Source organism: Aeromonas sp. CA23, assembly GCF_002587065.1.
GTDB classification, from domain to species: domain Bacteria; phylum Pseudomonadota; class Gammaproteobacteria; order Enterobacterales; family Aeromonadaceae; genus Aeromonas; species Aeromonas bestiarum.
Genome location: NZ_CP023818.1, coordinates 3,551,023 through 3,567,057, shown reverse-complemented (window position 1 = coordinate 3,567,057; position 16,035 = coordinate 3,551,023). Strand labels below are relative to the sequence as shown.

The 16,035-nt window shown below is 58.5% G+C and carries 11 protein-coding genes; 2 read left to right on the top strand and 9 right to left on the bottom strand.

The window, feature by feature from the left end; translation table 11 throughout:
• Positions 1-4 precede the first annotated feature (4 nt).
• The 9 genes from CK910_RS16615 to CK910_RS16575 form a co-directional block, all read right to left on the bottom strand.
• A complete protein-coding gene (locus CK910_RS16615) occupies positions 5-541 on the bottom strand; it encodes a cell division protein ZapC (RefSeq protein WP_098984035.1) in 537 nt (178 codons plus the stop codon).
• Positions 542-628: 87 nt separating this feature from the next.
• Positions 629-1,639: a quinone-dependent dihydroorotate dehydrogenase gene (gene pyrD / locus CK910_RS16610; RefSeq protein WP_098984034.1), complete on the bottom strand. Its 1,011-nt coding sequence runs from the start codon at positions 1,637-1,639 to the stop codon at positions 629-631.
• 46 nt (positions 1,640-1,685) lie between these two features.
• Complete coding sequence (locus CK910_RS16605; protein ID WP_098984033.1) at positions 1,686-6,527, bottom strand: NAD-glutamate dehydrogenase; 4,842 nt, start codon at positions 6,525-6,527, stop codon at positions 1,686-1,688.
• A 278-nt stretch (positions 6,528-6,805) separates the two neighbouring features.
• On the bottom strand, positions 6,806-7,027 hold the full coding sequence (locus CK910_RS16600; protein WP_043555777.1) for a DUF2835 family protein: 222 nt from the start codon (positions 7,025-7,027) through the stop codon (positions 6,806-6,808).
• Positions 7,028-7,148: 121 nt separating this feature from the next.
• Complete coding sequence (gene pepN / locus CK910_RS16595) at positions 7,149-9,773, bottom strand: aminopeptidase N (RefSeq protein WP_098984032.1); 2,625 nt, start codon at positions 9,771-9,773, stop codon at positions 7,149-7,151.
• A 136-nt stretch (positions 9,774-9,909) separates the two neighbouring features.
• Complete coding sequence (prc, locus tag CK910_RS16590) at positions 9,910-11,925, bottom strand: carboxy terminal-processing peptidase (protein WP_098984031.1); 2,016 nt, start codon at positions 11,923-11,925, stop codon at positions 9,910-9,912.
• An 8-nt stretch (positions 11,926-11,933) separates the two neighbouring features.
• Positions 11,934-12,566 (bottom strand): RNA chaperone ProQ, encoded by a 633-nt coding sequence (proQ, locus tag CK910_RS16585; protein ID WP_043135353.1) that lies wholly within the window; start codon positions 12,564-12,566, stop codon positions 11,934-11,936.
• Positions 12,567-12,667: 101 nt separating this feature from the next.
• A complete protein-coding gene (locus CK910_RS16580) occupies positions 12,668-13,126 on the bottom strand; it encodes a GAF domain-containing protein (protein ID WP_098984030.1) in 459 nt (152 codons plus the stop codon).
• Positions 13,127-13,236: 110 nt separating this feature from the next.
• Positions 13,237-13,695: a hypothetical protein gene (locus CK910_RS16575; RefSeq protein ID WP_098984029.1), complete on the bottom strand. Its 459-nt coding sequence runs from the start codon at positions 13,693-13,695 to the stop codon at positions 13,237-13,239.
• A gap of 283 nt (positions 13,696-13,978) precedes the next feature.
• Here CK910_RS16575 and ccoN point away from each other — a divergent pair, with 283 nt between their 5' ends.
• Positions 13,979-15,403, top strand: a complete 1,425-nt coding sequence (gene ccoN, locus CK910_RS16570) for a cytochrome-c oxidase, cbb3-type subunit I (RefSeq protein ID WP_043135357.1) — start codon at positions 13,979-13,981, stop codon at positions 15,401-15,403.
• 16 nt (positions 15,404-15,419) lie between these two features.
• Positions 15,420-16,034, top strand: coding sequence for a cytochrome-c oxidase, cbb3-type subunit II (ccoO, locus tag CK910_RS16565; RefSeq protein WP_042866433.1), 615 nt, complete (start codon positions 15,420-15,422; stop codon positions 16,032-16,034).
• Position 16,035: the final 1 nt, after the last annotated feature.

Genomic DNA, 16,035 nt, shown 5'->3' with positions numbered 1-16,035 from the left:
ACCATCACCCCACCTGACGGTATTGTGTCTGGGTCGACACCCTGGCGCTCATGCGATTGTTCATTACCTTGATCACCCCGAAACGGGGCAGGATCTTGCTGGCGGTCAAAATAAGATCATCCGTCAGATTCAGACAGACGCTGGCCTGTTCACCCGCCTCGATCACCATGAACTCCCCCTTGCCATGAGGGGTATTCATGCACACCAGGGCGCCGGTCTCAGGAATAACGAAGGGATGAACTTCACCAAAGAACCAGCTTTGCGGCATCAGGGGTTTATAAAAGCGACTGACGGCGATGGCATTGAGTACCAACTGGACCTGATGGGGAGTGCTCCAGTCGAGTTCGGCAGCCTTGTCCATCAATTGATAATAGAGGGCGGCATCGTCCACGCAAAAAGGCTGGGTGGTGAAGGAACAGGGGACAAGCTGTCGCCCTTTATATTCGGTCGCGAATATCATGCGATCGGATAAATCCAGCATCAGACGATCATCATGAGCATCATAATGCCACTGCCAATTGTCATTGGGTTGGATACACATGGGGGTGCCCTTACTGGAAGTCGTTACTCGACTTTATTCCATGTCGAGAATTTCAGCAACTTTAAATAAAGGGCACCCATTTATTTCTTAAATATGGGTCACAATCTCTTTGACCAGACTCGGGCCTTTATAAATAAAGCCGCTGTAAATCTGGACCAGACTGGCTCCCGCTGCCAGCTTCTCCCGCGCCGCCATGGCGCTGTCTATGCCCCCTACCCCTATGATGGGCAGGGCGCCGTCCAGTGCCTTGGCCAGCTGGCGGATCACCTCTGTGCTCTTGTGCTGCAAGGGACGCCCACTGAGGCCACCCGCTTCACCTGCGTGGGGCATGTCATAGATCATGTCACGCGCCAGGGTGGTATTGGTGGCAATCACGCCATCGATCCCGTTTTTGATCAAGGACGCGGCCACCTGATTAATTTCATCCAGACTCAAATCCGGTGCAATTTTAACGGCGAGCGGCACGTACTTCTTATATTGGGCAGCCAGCTCCTGCTGACGAACCTTGAGCGCGGCCAGCAACTCATCGAGTGCGTCACCGTATTGCAGCTGCCGCAGACCCGGGGTATTGGGGGAAGAAATATTGACGGCAATATAACCGGCATGATCATAAACCTTGTCCATGCAGATCAGATAATCATCCTTGCCCTGTTCTATCGGGGTGTCCTTGTTCTTGCCGATATTGATGCCGATGACGCCCTGGTATTTGGCTTTCTTGACCTGGGCAACCAGATGGTCGACGCCCTTGTTGTTGAACCCCATCCGGTTGATGATCCCCTCTGCCGGAATAACCCGGAACAGACGAGGCTTGTCATTGCCGCTCTGGGGCTTGGGGGTCACTGTACCTACTTCAATAAAGCCAAACCCCATGGCACCAAATGCATCGATGCACTCCCCGTCCTTATCCAGACCCGCAGCCAGTCCGACCGGATTGGCAAAATAAAGCCCCATGACAGTGACGGGGCGTTTGGGCAGTGAGTGGCGGAAGAAACAATCAAGTGGCGTACCGAGAAGGCGGGGCAAATATTTGATGGAGAGATCGTGTGCCTGTTCAGGATTGAGCTTGAACAAGAAATGCCTGGCGAGGGGGTACAACATTTTTGCTCCTTAAAAAAGCCCCGGCAACTGGCCGGGGCTTCAGGGGTTATGCCGAGGTTCGGCAATTCAACTGGAGCAGGTTCAACTCTCGCAAGGCCACCGAGAACTTGGCGAACTCGTGGGTGCTCGTGGTCTTGAAGTCGGCCAACATATGGGTCCAACGGGACAAGAGTTGCTCATGCTCCGAAATCCAGTCGGCCAGTATGGTAGCGCATTCTCCCTGCTCTTTGCACCCTTCCAGTACCACAGATGTGAGGCTGCGCTGCTGCCAGTCCAGATCTTCACGGAAGGAGGCCCGTGCCATCGCCTGCCAGTGGTTGCCCACCGGTTGATGGTTGATCTGATCGAGGAACCAGTGCAGATCCAGCTTGGCGCCGAGGCGATAGTAGACATTGGCGGCGCGCACTATGTCGGTCTTGTGCTCCGCGGCAATCTGCGCCAGATCCAGGCTGGAGAAGAGGCTGCTCATATGGGCCACCTGACGGGCGATGGCATCCGGCACCTGCTTGGCCACCAGCGCAGCCACTGCCTGCTGGTGCTCGGCCACCTCGCTCTCGTCCATCACCTCGTAGAGGTGGGTCCCCAGGGTCTCGAACGCCGGGCGGAAGAAGGCGATGTTCTCCGCTATGCTCCAGCTGCGATTGCGGGCACGCAGGAACCAGCGGGTGGCACGGCGCACTATGCGGCGGCTGTAGAACATCAGCTCGAGCTGGGTCTCTGCACCCACCAGGTTGTCGCACCCTTCGATGTCGCGCCACAGGGCCCCTAAGCCAAACACCTCGCGGGCCATGGCGAAGCAGCAGGCCACTTCGGCCACGGAGGCACCTGTCTCGTCCTTCATCCGGCTGGCGAAATTGAGCCCCATGTCGTTGACCAGCATGTTGGCCACCCGGGTCGCAATGATCTCGCCACGCAGCGGATGCTGGGCAAGCTGGGCACCGAACTGCTGCTGTAGCTTGGCCGGGAAGCTGGTGACCAGCATGTTGGCCAGGAAGGGCTCCTCGGTGATCTCCGGGCAGTTGAGTTGCTCCTTGAGCACCATCTTGCCGTAAGCCACCAGCACCGCCAGCTCGGGACGGGTCAAGCCCTGCCCTGCCGCCATCCGCTCGGACAGCTCCTCATCGGAGGGCAGGAACTCCAGCCCCCGATCCAGCTTGCCTTCGCGCTCCAGCCCCTGAATGAAGCGTTGCTGCTCCTTGAGCTGCTCGGTACCCCGGAAACTGGTGACCGAGATGGACTGGGACTGACGGTAGGCGTTGGTGATGACGATCTGCGCCACGTCGTCCGTCATCTCGTACAGCATCTGGTTGCGCTGCTTGAGGGTCAGATCGCCGGCAGCCACCAGCTGATTCAACAGGATCTTGATGTTGACCTCGTTGTCGGAGCAATCCACCCCGCCCACATTGTCGGTGAAGTCGGTGTTGATGCGACCGCCTTGACTGGCGTACTCCACCCGGCCGAGCTGGGTAAAGCCCAGGTTGCCACCCTCACCGACGATATGGGCACGCAGATCACGACCATTGACCCGCAGCACGTCGTTGCTGCGATCCCCCACTTCGGCATCGCTCTCGCGGGAGCTCTTCACATAGGTGCCGATACCGCCGTTCCACAGCAGGTCCACATTCAGGCAGAGCAGCGCCTTGATCAGTTCGTTCGGCGCCATGCTGGCCTTGTCGGTACCGAGCAGGGTCTGGATCTGCGGGCTCAGCTTGATGGACTTGGCCGAGCGCAGGAAGATGCCGCCCCCTGCCGAGATGAGATCACGGTTGTAGTCATCCCAGCTGGAACCCGGCAACTCGAACAGCCGCTTGCGCTCGACGAAACTCTTGGCCGCATGGGGCGTCGGGTCGATGAAGATGTGCATGTGGTTGAAGGCGCCCACCAGCTGGGTGTGCTCGGAGAGCAGCATACCGTTGCCGAACACGTCGCCCGCCATGTCACCTATGCCCACGCAGGTGAAATCTGTGGTCTGGCAATTGATGCCGATCTCGCGAAAATGCCGTTTGACCGACTCCCAGGCGCCGCGCGCCGTGATGCCCATCTTCTTGTGGTCATAACCGACCGAACCACCGGAGGCGAACGCATCGCCGAGCCAATGGCCATATTCCTGGCTTATCTCGTTGGCGATGTCGGAGAAGGTCGCGGTGCCCTTGTCGGCCGCCACCACCAGGTAGTAGTCATCCTCGTCGTGGCGTACCACGGATTTGGGCGGGATCACCTCTCCCTGGATGATGTTGTCGGTCACATCGAGCAGACCGCGGATGAACAGGCGATAGCAGGCCTTGCCCTCCTCCTGGATGACGGCGCGGGCAGCCCCCACCGGCATCTGCTTGCAGTAGAAGCCGCCCTTGGCCCCCACCGGCACTATCACTGTGTTCTTCACCTGCTGCGCCTTGACCAGACCCAGCACCTCGGTGCGGAAATCTTCCTTGCGATCGGACCAGCGCAGACCGCCACGGGCCACCTTGCCCCAGCGCAGATGCACCCCTTCCACCCGCGGCGAGTAGACGAAGATCTCGAATTTCGGCAGCGGCAGCGGCATGTCGGTGATGCTGGAGGGCGCCAGCTTGAAGGAGACGTAAGGCTTGACCTGACCCTCCTTGTCCAGCTGGTAGTAGTTGGTGCGCAGGGTGGCGTCGATCATCTCCACATAGCGGCGGATGATGCGATCGTCATCCAGGTTCGCTACCTGATCCAGCTTGGCGGCCAGTTGCTCGTGCAGCTTGGCTTGTACCTTGGCATCCTGTTTGCCAGCCGGGTCGAGGCGCTGCTCGAACAGGGTGAACAGCAGCTGGGCGATATCGGGATAACGGGTGAGCGTCTCTTCGATGTAAGACTGGCTGAAGGAGACGCCGGTCTGGCGCATGTACTTGGCGTAGGCACGCAGCACAGAGACCTGACGGCCGGTGAGGCTGGCACCCAGTACCAGACGGTTGAAGCCGTCATCCTCCAACTCCCGGTTCCAGACGGCCGCAAACGCCTGCTGGAAGCGCTGCTGGCTCTGTTCCAGATCAAACGGCTGATCGCCACGCAGCAGCATGGAGAAGTCGAGGATCCAGAACACATCCCCCGAGGGGGTACGGACCTGATACGGGGTCTCGCCTATCACCCGCAGCCCCATGTTTTCCAGCATGGGCAATACGTCTGAGAGGTGAATGGGTTCGGTACGGTGGAACAGCTTGAGGCGGACCCGGCGATCGTTCTCCTCCTCCTGGGCACGGTAGAACAACATGCCAAGGGGATGGGTTTCGCTCAGATTGTCCAGCTCCATGATGTCGGCCACGGCGGAGCCCGGCAGCACATCTTCCTTGTAGGCGCGGGGGAAGGCGGTGCTGAAACGACGGCGCAGGGCATTGCCACGGGCTTCGCCATAATGCGTCAGCAGCACTGAGTCGAGCCGGTCGTCCCAGCTGCGGGCCGCTTCAATCAGGTTGTTCTGTACTTCGTTCACGTCCACATCCACGTTGTTATTGTTGACCCGCACTATGTAATGGGTCCGCGCCAGCACGCCTTCGGAGAAGTAGACGTTGAACTCCACCTCTTCGCTGCTGCCGAAATATTTCTGCAGTATCTGCTGGGTCTTGACCCGCAGCGCCGTGTTGTAGCGTTCCTTGGTGACATAGACCATGCAGGAGAAGAAACGACCGTAGACGTCGCGGCGCACGAACAGCCGCAGCATGTCGCGCTCCTGCATCTCCAGCACGCCGAGACCCGTGGCCAGCAATTCCTCTTCGCGAGCCTGGATCAGCTCGTCGCGGGGATAGGTTTCCAGCACGTTGAGCAGGGCCTTGTAGGCGTGGGAGCCCTTCTCATGACCGGACGAGGCCATGATGCGCTCGAGGCGGTGGCTGATGAGCGGGATCTGGGTCGCACTGGTGTTGTAGATGGAAGAGGCGTAGAGACCGATGAAGCGATCCTCCCCCACGACCTTGCCATGTTCGTCGAAACGCTTGATGCCGATGTAATCCACATAGGCCGGGCGGTGGACCCGGGACTTGCTGTTGGACTTGGTGAGGATCAGCAAGTCGGAGCTCAGGGCCGCATGACGGGCACTGGCCGGCATGTTGCCAAGGCGCTGCCCCTCATCCTTGATGGAGTTCTTCATCAACCCCAGGCTGGAGTCCGGCAGCGGCAGGATCTCGTGATCCCCCTCCACCGCCTTGACGTCGTAGCGGCGATAGCCCATCAGGGTGAAGTTGTGAGCGGCTACCCACTTGAGGAAGGCGACACAGGAGGCGACCTCCTCCTTGCTGACCGGGTTCTTGCGCTTGGGCAGCTCGTCGATGATCTCGTTAAGACGACCCAGCATGGGCTGCCAGTCACCCACCGCCAGAGCCACTTCACCGGCGACCGAGTTGAGCTCGGCGGCCAACGCCTCCATCTGATCGTCACCGGTCAGGTGATCGATCTCGATGAGGAAGGCGGTTTCAACCGAGGTCTGCCCAGCCGTGTTGTCGAGATCCAGAATGGCGCTGATCTTGCCTTCGTTGCCGCGAATGAGGTGCAGCGGCTGATGCAGCATCATGTGGGCCGTGATGTTGAGACGCTTGAGCGTCATGCGGATGGAGTCCACCAGGAAGGGAGAATCCTGCAGTATGATCTCGACTATGGTGTGGGGAGACTGCCAGCCGTGGCGGGTCAGCTCGGGATTGTAGACCCGGATGTAGGGCTCCGTGCTGGTACGCTGGTTGAGCGCATTCCACAGGCTGAGCGCGGCGCCGTAGAGATCGCTGTCATTGCGATCATGCAGATCTGTGCTGGCCATGTTGCCGTAGAACTTGGCAACGAAGCACTCGACCAGGGAGGCACTCTTCTTGGGCAACTTCTGATGGATCAGGCTGAGAACGTTTTCGAGCAGAACTGAGGTAGGGGCGTCTTTCAATGCCATTGCTATATTCCTTATCGGACGACATTAACCACCGACGGAAAGACATCCACCCTGGATGCCCACCGGTACAGAGTTGCTGCGAAGTGTAATGTCTTGGATCAAGGAAGGCGAGCAAAGGTGCTAACGAGATGTTAAAAACAAGGGGCGGATCACGGCTTGAGCTGTGAAAAATTTTGCCAATTTGGCAAAAAACAGAAAATCCCACTGGATGATTGCGGATTTACCGGATAGATAGTGACTGAAAGCAGATAATTACTCGGGATCCTGTTCAGATTTTGTTAATTTATGCGTTCCAGGCTGATAAAGCGATAATCGTCCTGGGTTTTCAGCCGGAAATAGCCGTATACACCATTGATAGCGACAAATGGCCGGATTTTTTCCAAGGCCAGCTCTATGGTCAGGCCCTGCTCGGTACGCACCACCAGCCGTCTGGCATGGCCCTGATACATCAGCATGATCTCGTCGCTGTTGAGCGACAGCCGGAAAGTAAACTGCTTCACTGTGACTCCTGATAAAAGGCAGCTTGTGGACGTCCCCCATAAAGGTAACGCCGGTGCCTTGACCTCGTGCTCGATAAAACAGGGCAGGAGAGCCGGCTCCCCTGCCCTGCACCACTCTTAATTACTGCTGCAACGCCTTGCTTATCTTCTCGAACAGATCCCGCGCCAGCCCCTCCAGGTTGAACAGCCGGAGCAGCTCTGCGCGGATCAGCGCCTTGCGCGCCTCATCCAGTCGCTTGAACTGGATCAGCGGCGTGATAAGGCGAGAAGCCACCTGAGGATTGACCTCGTTGAGCTCGATCAGCAGATCGGTCAGGAAGCGGTAACCACTGCCGTCGACGGCGTGGAACTGCACCTGGTTGTTCATGGCAAAACTGGCCACCAGGGCGCGCAGCCGGTTCGGGTTGCGAATGCTGAAGGTGGGGTGGGCCATCGCCTGGCGCACCTCGACCAGCACATCGCTTGCCGGCTTGGCGCCCACCAGCCGCAGCCAGTTGTCCAGCACCAGTCCATCCTTGGCCCATTTGCCTTCGAAGTCCGCCAGCAGGGCGGCCCGGCATGGCAACAGATAGCCGTTGGCCACCTGCAGCGCCGCCAGGGTGTCGGTCATATTGTCGGCTCCCTGATACTGTTCCCGCACCAGGGCATCGGCATGCTCGGCATTCAGTGCCGCCAGATAACCCAGCACCACCCCTTTGAGGGCCCGCTTGGCCATGTCGGCATGGACCACCTGATAACCTTGCAAGCGCAGGCTCTCGTAAGTGGCCGTCAGCCGGGCACCAAACGCCTGCGCCAGCGAGGCATGAATGATATCCCGCACCTGATGGATGGCATCAATATCGGCCACCTCGAACAGCTCGGCCAGGGTAGCCTCCCCCGGCAGCGCCAGGATCTCCGCCTTGAGGGCAGGATCGAGTGCTGCATCGTCCAGAATGGCGACAAAGGCCGCCAGCAGGGTCTGGGAGAGCTCAACCCCCTGCCCGTGCTGGACCCGGGCCACCCCGTCGATCACCGCCTTGTTGATCAGCATCTGGGCGGCATCCCAACGGGCGAACTCGTTGCGCGCAAAGCGCATCAGGAAGGCCAGCGCCTCCTCGCTGTAGTCATAGTGCAGCTTGACCGGCGCGGAGAAGTCCCGCAGCAGGGAAGGAACCGGCTTGACCGGCACCCGATCGAACACGAAGGTCTGCTGCGCTTCGAGCACGTCGAGCACGTTGTCGATCGGCTTGCCCTGATATTGAAGCGCGACGGCGGCGCCGTTCTCGTCATACAACTCGATGTCGAGGGGAATATGCAGCGACAGCTTCTGGGGCTGATCCTGGGTCGGCGGCGTGTGCTGGCTCACGTGCAGGCGATAGACGCCGCTTTCGGCATCGTACTCATCGGTCACAGTGAGCTCGGGGGTGCCGGACTGGCTGTACCAGCGGCGGAAACGACCGAGATCCACCCCGGAGGCATCTTCCATCGCCTGCACGAAGTCGTCACAGGTGACGGCCTGACCGTCAAAGCGCTCGAAATAGAGGTGCATGCCGGCCTGGAAGGCGGTCTCACCCAACAGGGTATGCAGCATGCGGATCACTTCCGAGCCCTTCTCGTAGACGGTCAGGGTGTAGAAGTTGTTCATCTCTATCACCACATCCGGGCGGATGGGGTGTGCCATGGGGCCTGCGTCTTCGGCAAACTGCGGGCCACGCACGGTGCGCACGTTGTTGATGCGATTGACCCCGCGTGAGCCCAGATCGGAAGAGAACTCCTGATCCCGGAACACGGTCAGCCCCTCTTTGAGGCTGAGCTGGAACCAGTCGCGGCAGGTGACGCGGTTGCCGGTCCAGTTGTGGAAGTATTCGTGGCCGATCACTCGCTCGATGCCGTGGTAGTCGCCATCGGTGGCGGTGGCCGGATTGGCCAGCACGAACTTGGAGTTGAAGATGTTGAGCCCCTTGTTCTCCATGGCGCCCATGTTGAAGAAGTCCACCGCGACGATCATATATATGTCGAGGTCGTACTCGAGGCCGAAGCGCTGCTCGTCCCAGCGCATGGAGTTGACGAGGCTCTCCATGGCAAAGCCGGCGCGGTCCAGATTGCCCTTGTCGACGAAGATCTCGAGCGCTACCTTGCGGCCGCTCCTGGTGGTGTAGTGGCTGCGCTCCACGTCGAAGTCCCCGGCCACCAGCGCAAACAGGTAGCTGGGCTTGGGGAAGGGGTCCTGCCACTGCACGAAGTGGCGGCCGCCATCCAGCTCGCCGCTGTCGACCTTGTTGCCGTTGGAAAGCAGGAAAGGGAACTGGGATTTATCGGCTGTGATGCGGGTGCTGTAACGGGCCAGGATGTCGGGCCTGTCCAGGTAATAGGTGATGCGTCGGAACCCTTCCGCCTCGCACTGGGTGCAATAGGCATCGCCGGACTTGTAGAGCCCCTCCAGCGCCGTGTTGGCGGCAGGATCCAGCAGGGTGACAACGGTCAGCACGCACTCGGCCGGCAGGTTGAACAGGGTCAGGCTGTTCTCCCCCTGCTCGTACTGGGCAAAAGGCACCCCATCCACGCTGATGCTGTGCAGGGAGAGCCCTTCTCCATCCAGCACCAAGGGTTCATTGTGCTCGCCATTGCGCCGCAGACGGGAGATGGCGGTGACCTGGGTCAGCGGTTCCTGTAGTTGAAAGTCGAGATCGATGCTGTCGATCCAGTAGAGCGGAGCCTGATAATCCTGGCGATATTTGGCCGTCATGGCCTGGGAGTGATCGGTCATTATTGTTTGCTTCCACGCTTGTAATTGACGTGTCAGAGGCTGTCACAACCGGTTGGCAGGGTCAAATAGTTTGCATTCAGCCAAAAGAAAGGGCGACCTGAGTCGCCCTTGTATGCATGTTGTTCATCAACCAGGGTCAGCCCTGTTTGCTGAGTCTGGCCAGATCCGCCGTGATGTTGGCAGCCTCGACCAGATACTCATCGGGGGCTTCAAAATCAGCGGGCAGTTCATCCAGACTCTTCACCGCCGGCTTGCCAAGGCGAGCCAGACGCTCGTTGGTGCGCGCCAGCGCCTTCTCGTCCTGTTTGGCCTGATCAGCCAGACGCTCCGCCTCGTTGAGGGAGACCGACTTCTTGTCCTTCTCCTCCTTGTAGTCGGCGATGTCCTGCATCACATAGGCAAACTCCGGATCATTGTTGATCCGTGCCTCGTGGGCCGACTGCAGCTTGGGCAACAGGCTGGCAAAGTTGCCGAGCTTGTCGTACTTGGCCGAGGCTATCTTGTCCCAGGGTAGCGCATTGAACTCACGGCTTTCGCCCGTCTCTTCCGGGGCGACCGCAGTGGGGAAGCCGATATCGGGTGCAACCCCCTTGTTCTGGGTGCTGCCACCGTTGATCCGGTAGAACTTGGCGATGGTGTACTGCACGTGACCCAGCGGCTGCTCATAGAAGTCATAGACCTTGGCGAGGCTGCGATGCTGTTGCACAGTGCCCTTGCCGAACGAGTTCTCACCCAGGATCAGGGCGCGACCATAGTCCTGCATGGCGGCGGCGAAGATCTCGGAGGCCGAGGCGCTGTAGCGGTCGATCATCACCGACATGGGGCCGCCGTAGTAGACGTTGCCATCGTCATCGCCATTGACCGTGATACGGCCCATGTGATCACGAATTTGCACCACGGGACCGCTGGCGAAGAAGAGGCCGCTCAGGGCAGAGGCTTCGGTCAGCGCACCGCCGCCGTTGCCGCGCAGATCGACGATCAGGCCTTCGATCTTCTGCTTGTTGAGGCTGGAGAGCTCCTTGATCACGTCGTCGTGCAGATTGACGTAGAAACTCGGGATCTCGAGCACCCCTATCTTCTTGCCTTCGGCGTTGATCACCTTGGACTTGGCGGCTCTGTCTTCCAGGCGCACCTTGTCGCGGGTCAGCTCGATCTGCTCGGTCTTGGCGGTGGCGCCCTTGCCGCGCTGGATCTCCAGCTTCACCTTGCTGCCTTTTGGCCCCTTGATGAGTTCGACCACGTCATCGAGACGCCAACCGATCACATCGACAATCTTGCCGTCGTCCTGCCCTACCCCGGTGATCTTGTCATCGGGCTTGAGGTGATTGGACTTGGCGGCCGGGCCACCCGGCACCAGGGAACGAATAACGGTGAAGTCATCTTCCGCCTGCAGCACGGCACCTATGCCTTCCAGCGAGAGGTTCATCTCGGTGTTGAAGCGATCGGCGCTGCGCGGGGAGAGATAACTGGTGTGCGGTTCGATGGCACGGGCGAAGGAGTTCATGAAGAGCTGGAACACGTCCTCGCTCTCGGTCTGGGACATCCGCTTGATGGCGTTGTTGTAACGCTTGCCAAGCAGCGCCTTGATCTCGGGCCACTCCTTGCCGCTGAGCTTGAGGCTCAGGGCATCGAACTTGACCCGCTGACGCCACAACTCGTTGAGTTCTGCTTCGTCTTTGGGCCAAGCCGCCCCTTCCCGATCAAAGATGTAGTTGTCGGGCTGGGTAAAATCGAAAGGAGTATCGAGCAGTTTGAGGGCGTATTCGAACCGCTCATAACGCCGCTGCTGACTCAGATTGAACATCTCGTAGGCAGGTGCCAGCCGTCCTCTCTCGAGGTCGGTGTCAAAGCCGTTACGGTACTTTTCAAAGCGGCTGATATCAGAGGCCAAAAACAGGTTTCTGCTGTAGTCCAGATTCTCCAGATACTTGTCGTAAATCACGGAGGAAAAGGCATCGTCCAGCTTGAACTGCTTGTAATGCGAGCGGGTAAACAGATTGGCAATTCGCTTGCTAGCCGTAGCATGTTGGCTCTCTTGAGCCAACACAGGCAAATCACTTTCCTTGAGCACCGGCTCGATGGCCTGTGCAAGCCCGGCAAGCGCCAGGCTACAGGCAACGAGGGAAAAACGAATTACGCCATGCTTCAACATTTGTCTCCTTAGAGAACCAGATGCTCAAATTTGACCCGCAGCATCATGCCGGTCTGCAATTGGACCTGAACGTCATCCTTGGTCACTTCCTTGATGGTCGCCGGTACAGGAGACTTGCCCAGCACGACCCGAACGCCTTGATCCACTTTCAGATTGGCAGCATCGACCTTCACCAAGGGCGCATCGGCAACGGGTGCCTTGGGTGCGGCTTTGGGCTTGTCAGATTTGGCGGCAGCGTCAGCCTTGCGCGGGGCAGGACGACGGGGCTGCTTGGCCTTCTCTTCTTTAGTATTGGTACGACGGCTGGCAAAGACTCGCTCTTTGCTCTCTTTCAGGGCTTGCTTGGCGTGCTCGATGTGCTCTTCGGTGAGCAGCTCGCCCGGGTTACCGTCCAGATCGACACGGGCCTGGCCGGCTTTGAGGCCATGCAGGTAACGCCAGCTGGAGGTGTATTGACGCAGTGCAGAGCGCAGCATGGTCTTGGAGACTCTGGCGTCGTCAGCAAGACGCTCGGCCAAATCCTGGAAGATGCCAATCTTGAGCGGCTTGGCCTCTCCTTCAGCGATGAAGCAGGCCGGGAATTTCTCGACCAGGTAGGCAACGATCTCTTTACTGTTCTTCAGCTTCTCAGTGTTTTCCATGTATAACCTTGGCTTTCATATAAACGCGCGGGCACGCCCGAGCACAACAAAGGCCCCATTATAGAGAGCTTGGGGCCTTTTGCGAACCATCAAGCAATGACTTAGAGCATGCTTTCCAAAATTTGCACCGTTTCTTCCAGCCCAATCCGGTCTTCTGCGTCAAAACGGTTAAAGATTGGACTATCGATATCCAGTACGCCAATGATCTCGCCACCACGGCGCACCGGGATCACGATTTCCGAATTGCTGGCGCCATCGCAGGCGATGTGACCTTCGAATTGGTGGACATCGTCAATGAGCTGGGTCTTGCCTTGTGCCACTGCCGTGCCACAGACCCCGCGGCCGACCGGAATGCGCACGCAGGCCGGCTTGCCCTGGAACGGACCGAGCACCAGGGTATCCCCCTGCAACAGGTAGAAACCCACCCAGTTGATGTCGGCAAGCTCCAGCGCCAACAAGGCGGAGAGGTTGGCCAGGTTGGCGATGAGATCCGGTTCCCCTTCCAGCAAGGCCTGTGCCTGCTGGTTGAGACCGCGATAAAATGCTTGTTTTTCAATCATGATTAAATGAACTTCACTCCCTGATAATCTGTGCAAGGTAACGCCCTGCCTGAAAATTTCAAATCTATTTTCACCTTACCCCCCATCCTTTTGTTCATAAAGGCAGGGATTCAACGGCTGACGGAGAGCGCCAACTGCTGGCGCTGGCCATTGTTCCACTCGATATTGAGCAGCCAGACCATCACAGCCGAGGTGCAGGAACCCACCAGAGTCGAACCCTGCCAGCCGCGCTCTGCCGGCTCGAAACTGACCGGTATGGTGCCCATGAACATGTCCCGTCCCTCCAGCCAGGCTTTCACCGGTTTGAACGCGGGATCCCCCCCCTGAAGCAGTATCACGAAGTCATGTTCGGCCCGCACCGGCAAGGAGGCGACGCTGACGGTCATCGACTTGTCCCCCAGCAGCAGGCTGCAGGAGGTGCGGGACAGATCACAAATCTGATCTTTTTCTGCGCCCGCCACCGCCGCCTGGCCCCCGTCAAACCAGGTTCGATAGGCAACCAATCCGAGCAAAATGGCCAGGACGATCGCCAAGTGGACAATTTTGCGTGAAGTGAGTCTCTCTTTCATGAAAAAACAACCTTGTAAGATGCCTTGAAAATGACATTTTCGTGATCTCGCGCAAGGTAAATAATTGAGCAGGCGAGACCCAACGGAGCCAAATATATCACTGTTTATACTGTTATTTTACCTGTCAGTTCAGTATCATTCCCATTGAATTTTCATTTAGCTACTTTTTGCTTTTCCTTTTATTAACAGTTGTTAACAAGGGGTAAGGCAGTAGCCAATGATGTCGGTCCATGTCACTGGACAAAAAATCAAACAACAGCAGCATCGGAAGCGGAATACAACGATGAGCCATACAACTAACCATCCTGAGTACAACTACACCGTTGTTCGCCAGTTCACAGTCATGACGATTGTCTGGGGAATTGTCGGCATGTCGGTTGGCGTACTGATCGCAGCCCAGTTGATCTGGCCTGCCCTCAACTTTGATACTCCCTGGCTGACTTACAGTCGCCTTCGCCCTCTGCACACCAATGCGGTCATCTTCGCGTTTGGCTGTAGCGCCCTGATGGCGACCTCCTTCTATGTGGTGCAACGCACCTGTCAAACCCGACTGTTCGGTGGCAAGCTTGCCTCCTTCGTGTTCTGGGGCTGGCAGGCGATCATCCTGTCTGCCGCCATTTCGCTGCCGCTGGGATACACCACCTCCAAGGAGTACGCAGAGCTGGAATGGCCGATCGATATCGCCATCACCATCGTCTGGGTCGCCTACGCCGTCGTCTTCTTCGGCACCCTGGTCAAACGCACCACCTCCCACATCTATGTGGCGAACTGGTTCTTCGGTGCCTTCATCATCACGGTGGCCGTGCTGCACATCGTCAACAACATGGAAGTGCCGCTCTCCGGCATGAAGTCCTACTCCATGTATTCCGGTGCCATGGATGCCATGGTGCAGTGGTGGTATGGCCACAACGCGGTAGGCTTCCTGCTGACCGCCGGCTTCCTCGGCATGATGTATTACTTCGTGCCCAAGCAGGCGGGTCGTCCGGTTTACTCCTACCGCCTCTCCATCGTGCACTTCTGGGCGCTGATCTCCCTCTATATCTGGGCCGGTCCGCACCACCTGCACTATACCGCGCTGCCTGACTGGGCCCAGTCGCTGGGCATGGTGATGTCCCTGATCCTGTTCGTCCCCTCCTGGGGTGGCATGATCAACGGCATCATGACCCTCTCCGGCGCCTGGCACAAACTGCGTTATGACCCCATCTTGCGCTTCCTGATCGTGTCCCTGTCGTTCTACGGCATGTCCACCTTCGAAGGCCCCATGATGGCGATCAAGACGGTCAACGCCCTCTCCCACTACACCGACTGGACCATAGGTCATGTCCACTCAGGCGCACTGGGCTGGGTTGCCATGGTATCCATCGGCGCCGTGTATCACCTGATCCCGAACCTGTTCGACCAGGGCCGCATGTACAGCATCCGCCTGATCAACGTGCACTTCTGGCTGGCTACCGTGGGCACTGTGCTCTACATAGTCGCCATGTGGATTTCCGGCGTGATGCAGGGTCTGATGTGGCGTGCGGTCAACGATGACGGCACCCTGACCTACAGCTTCGTGGAAGCGCTGCAGGCCTCTTATCCCTTCTACTTCGTGCGCTTCCTGGGTGGCTGCTTCTTCGTCACCGGCATGTTGCTGATGGCCTACAACGCCTATCGCACCATCACTGCGCCCAAGGGTTCCCTGGAACCTGTCGCACAGCCAGCATGATTGAAGAGGTCAAAGCATGAGCAACAATAACCGTCACGAGATCTTTGAAAAGAGCGTACCCATGCTGGTGGTCGGCATCATATTTGCCATCAGCCTGGGGGGCCTGGTCGAAATCACCCCGCTGTTCTTCCAAAAGCAAACTACTGAGCCGGTCGAGGGCCTCAAGCCCTATACCGCCCTGCAGATGGAAGGCCGCGACATCTTCATCCGCGAAGGCTGCACCGTTTGTCACAGCCAGATGATCCGTCCGTTCCGCGCCGAAACCGAGCGCTATGGCCACTACTCGGTCGCCGGTGAGAGCGTGTGGGAGCACCCCTTCCTGTGGGGCTCCAAGCGTACCGGTCCGGATCTGGCCCGTGTGGGCGGTCGCTATTCAGACGACTGGCACCGTGCTCACCTGATCAATCCGCGCGATGTGGTGCCAGAGTCCAACATGCCGGCCTTCCCCTGGCTCGACACCAATGTCCTGACCGGTGAACTGACCGGCAAGAAACTGGCGCTGTTCCGGGATCACTTCGGCGTGCCTTACAGCGACGCTGACATCCAGGGTGCAGGTGAAGCCGTCAAGGGCAAAACCGAACTGGATGCGCTGGTAGCCTATCTGCAATCACTGGGTCATGCCCTGAAATAAA

What these genes read in the sequence shown, in the direction of transcription:
- CK910_RS16615 (WP_098984035.1), bottom strand. Translation starts at nt 541, where the DNA reads ATGTGTATCCAACCCAATGACAATTGGCAGTGGCATTATGATGCTCAT.
- pyrD (WP_098984034.1), bottom strand. Translation starts at nt 1,639, where the DNA reads ATGTTGTACCCCCTCGCCAGGCATTTCTTGTTCAAGCTCAATCCTGAA.
- CK910_RS16605 (WP_098984033.1), bottom strand. Translation starts at nt 6,527, where the DNA reads ATGGCATTGAAAGACGCCCCTACCTCAGTTCTGCTCGAAAACGTTCTC.
- pepN (WP_098984032.1), bottom strand. Translation starts at nt 9,773, where the DNA reads ATGACCGATCACTCCCAGGCCATGACGGCCAAATATCGCCAGGATTAT.
- prc (WP_098984031.1), bottom strand. Translation starts at nt 11,925, where the DNA reads ATGTTGAAGCATGGCGTAATTCGTTTTTCCCTCGTTGCCTGTAGCCTG.
- proQ (WP_043135353.1), bottom strand. Translation starts at nt 12,566, where the DNA reads ATGGAAAACACTGAGAAGCTGAAGAACAGTAAAGAGATCGTTGCCTAC.
- CK910_RS16580 (WP_098984030.1), bottom strand. Translation starts at nt 13,126, where the DNA reads ATGATTGAAAAACAAGCATTTTATCGCGGTCTCAACCAGCAGGCACAG.
- CK910_RS16575 (WP_098984029.1), bottom strand. Translation starts at nt 13,695, where the DNA reads ATGAAAGAGAGACTCACTTCACGCAAAATTGTCCACTTGGCGATCGTC.
- ccoN (WP_043135357.1), top strand. Translation starts at nt 13,979, where the DNA reads ATGAGCCATACAACTAACCATCCTGAGTACAACTACACCGTTGTTCGC.
- ccoO (WP_042866433.1), top strand. Translation starts at nt 15,420, where the DNA reads ATGAGCAACAATAACCGTCACGAGATCTTTGAAAAGAGCGTACCCATG.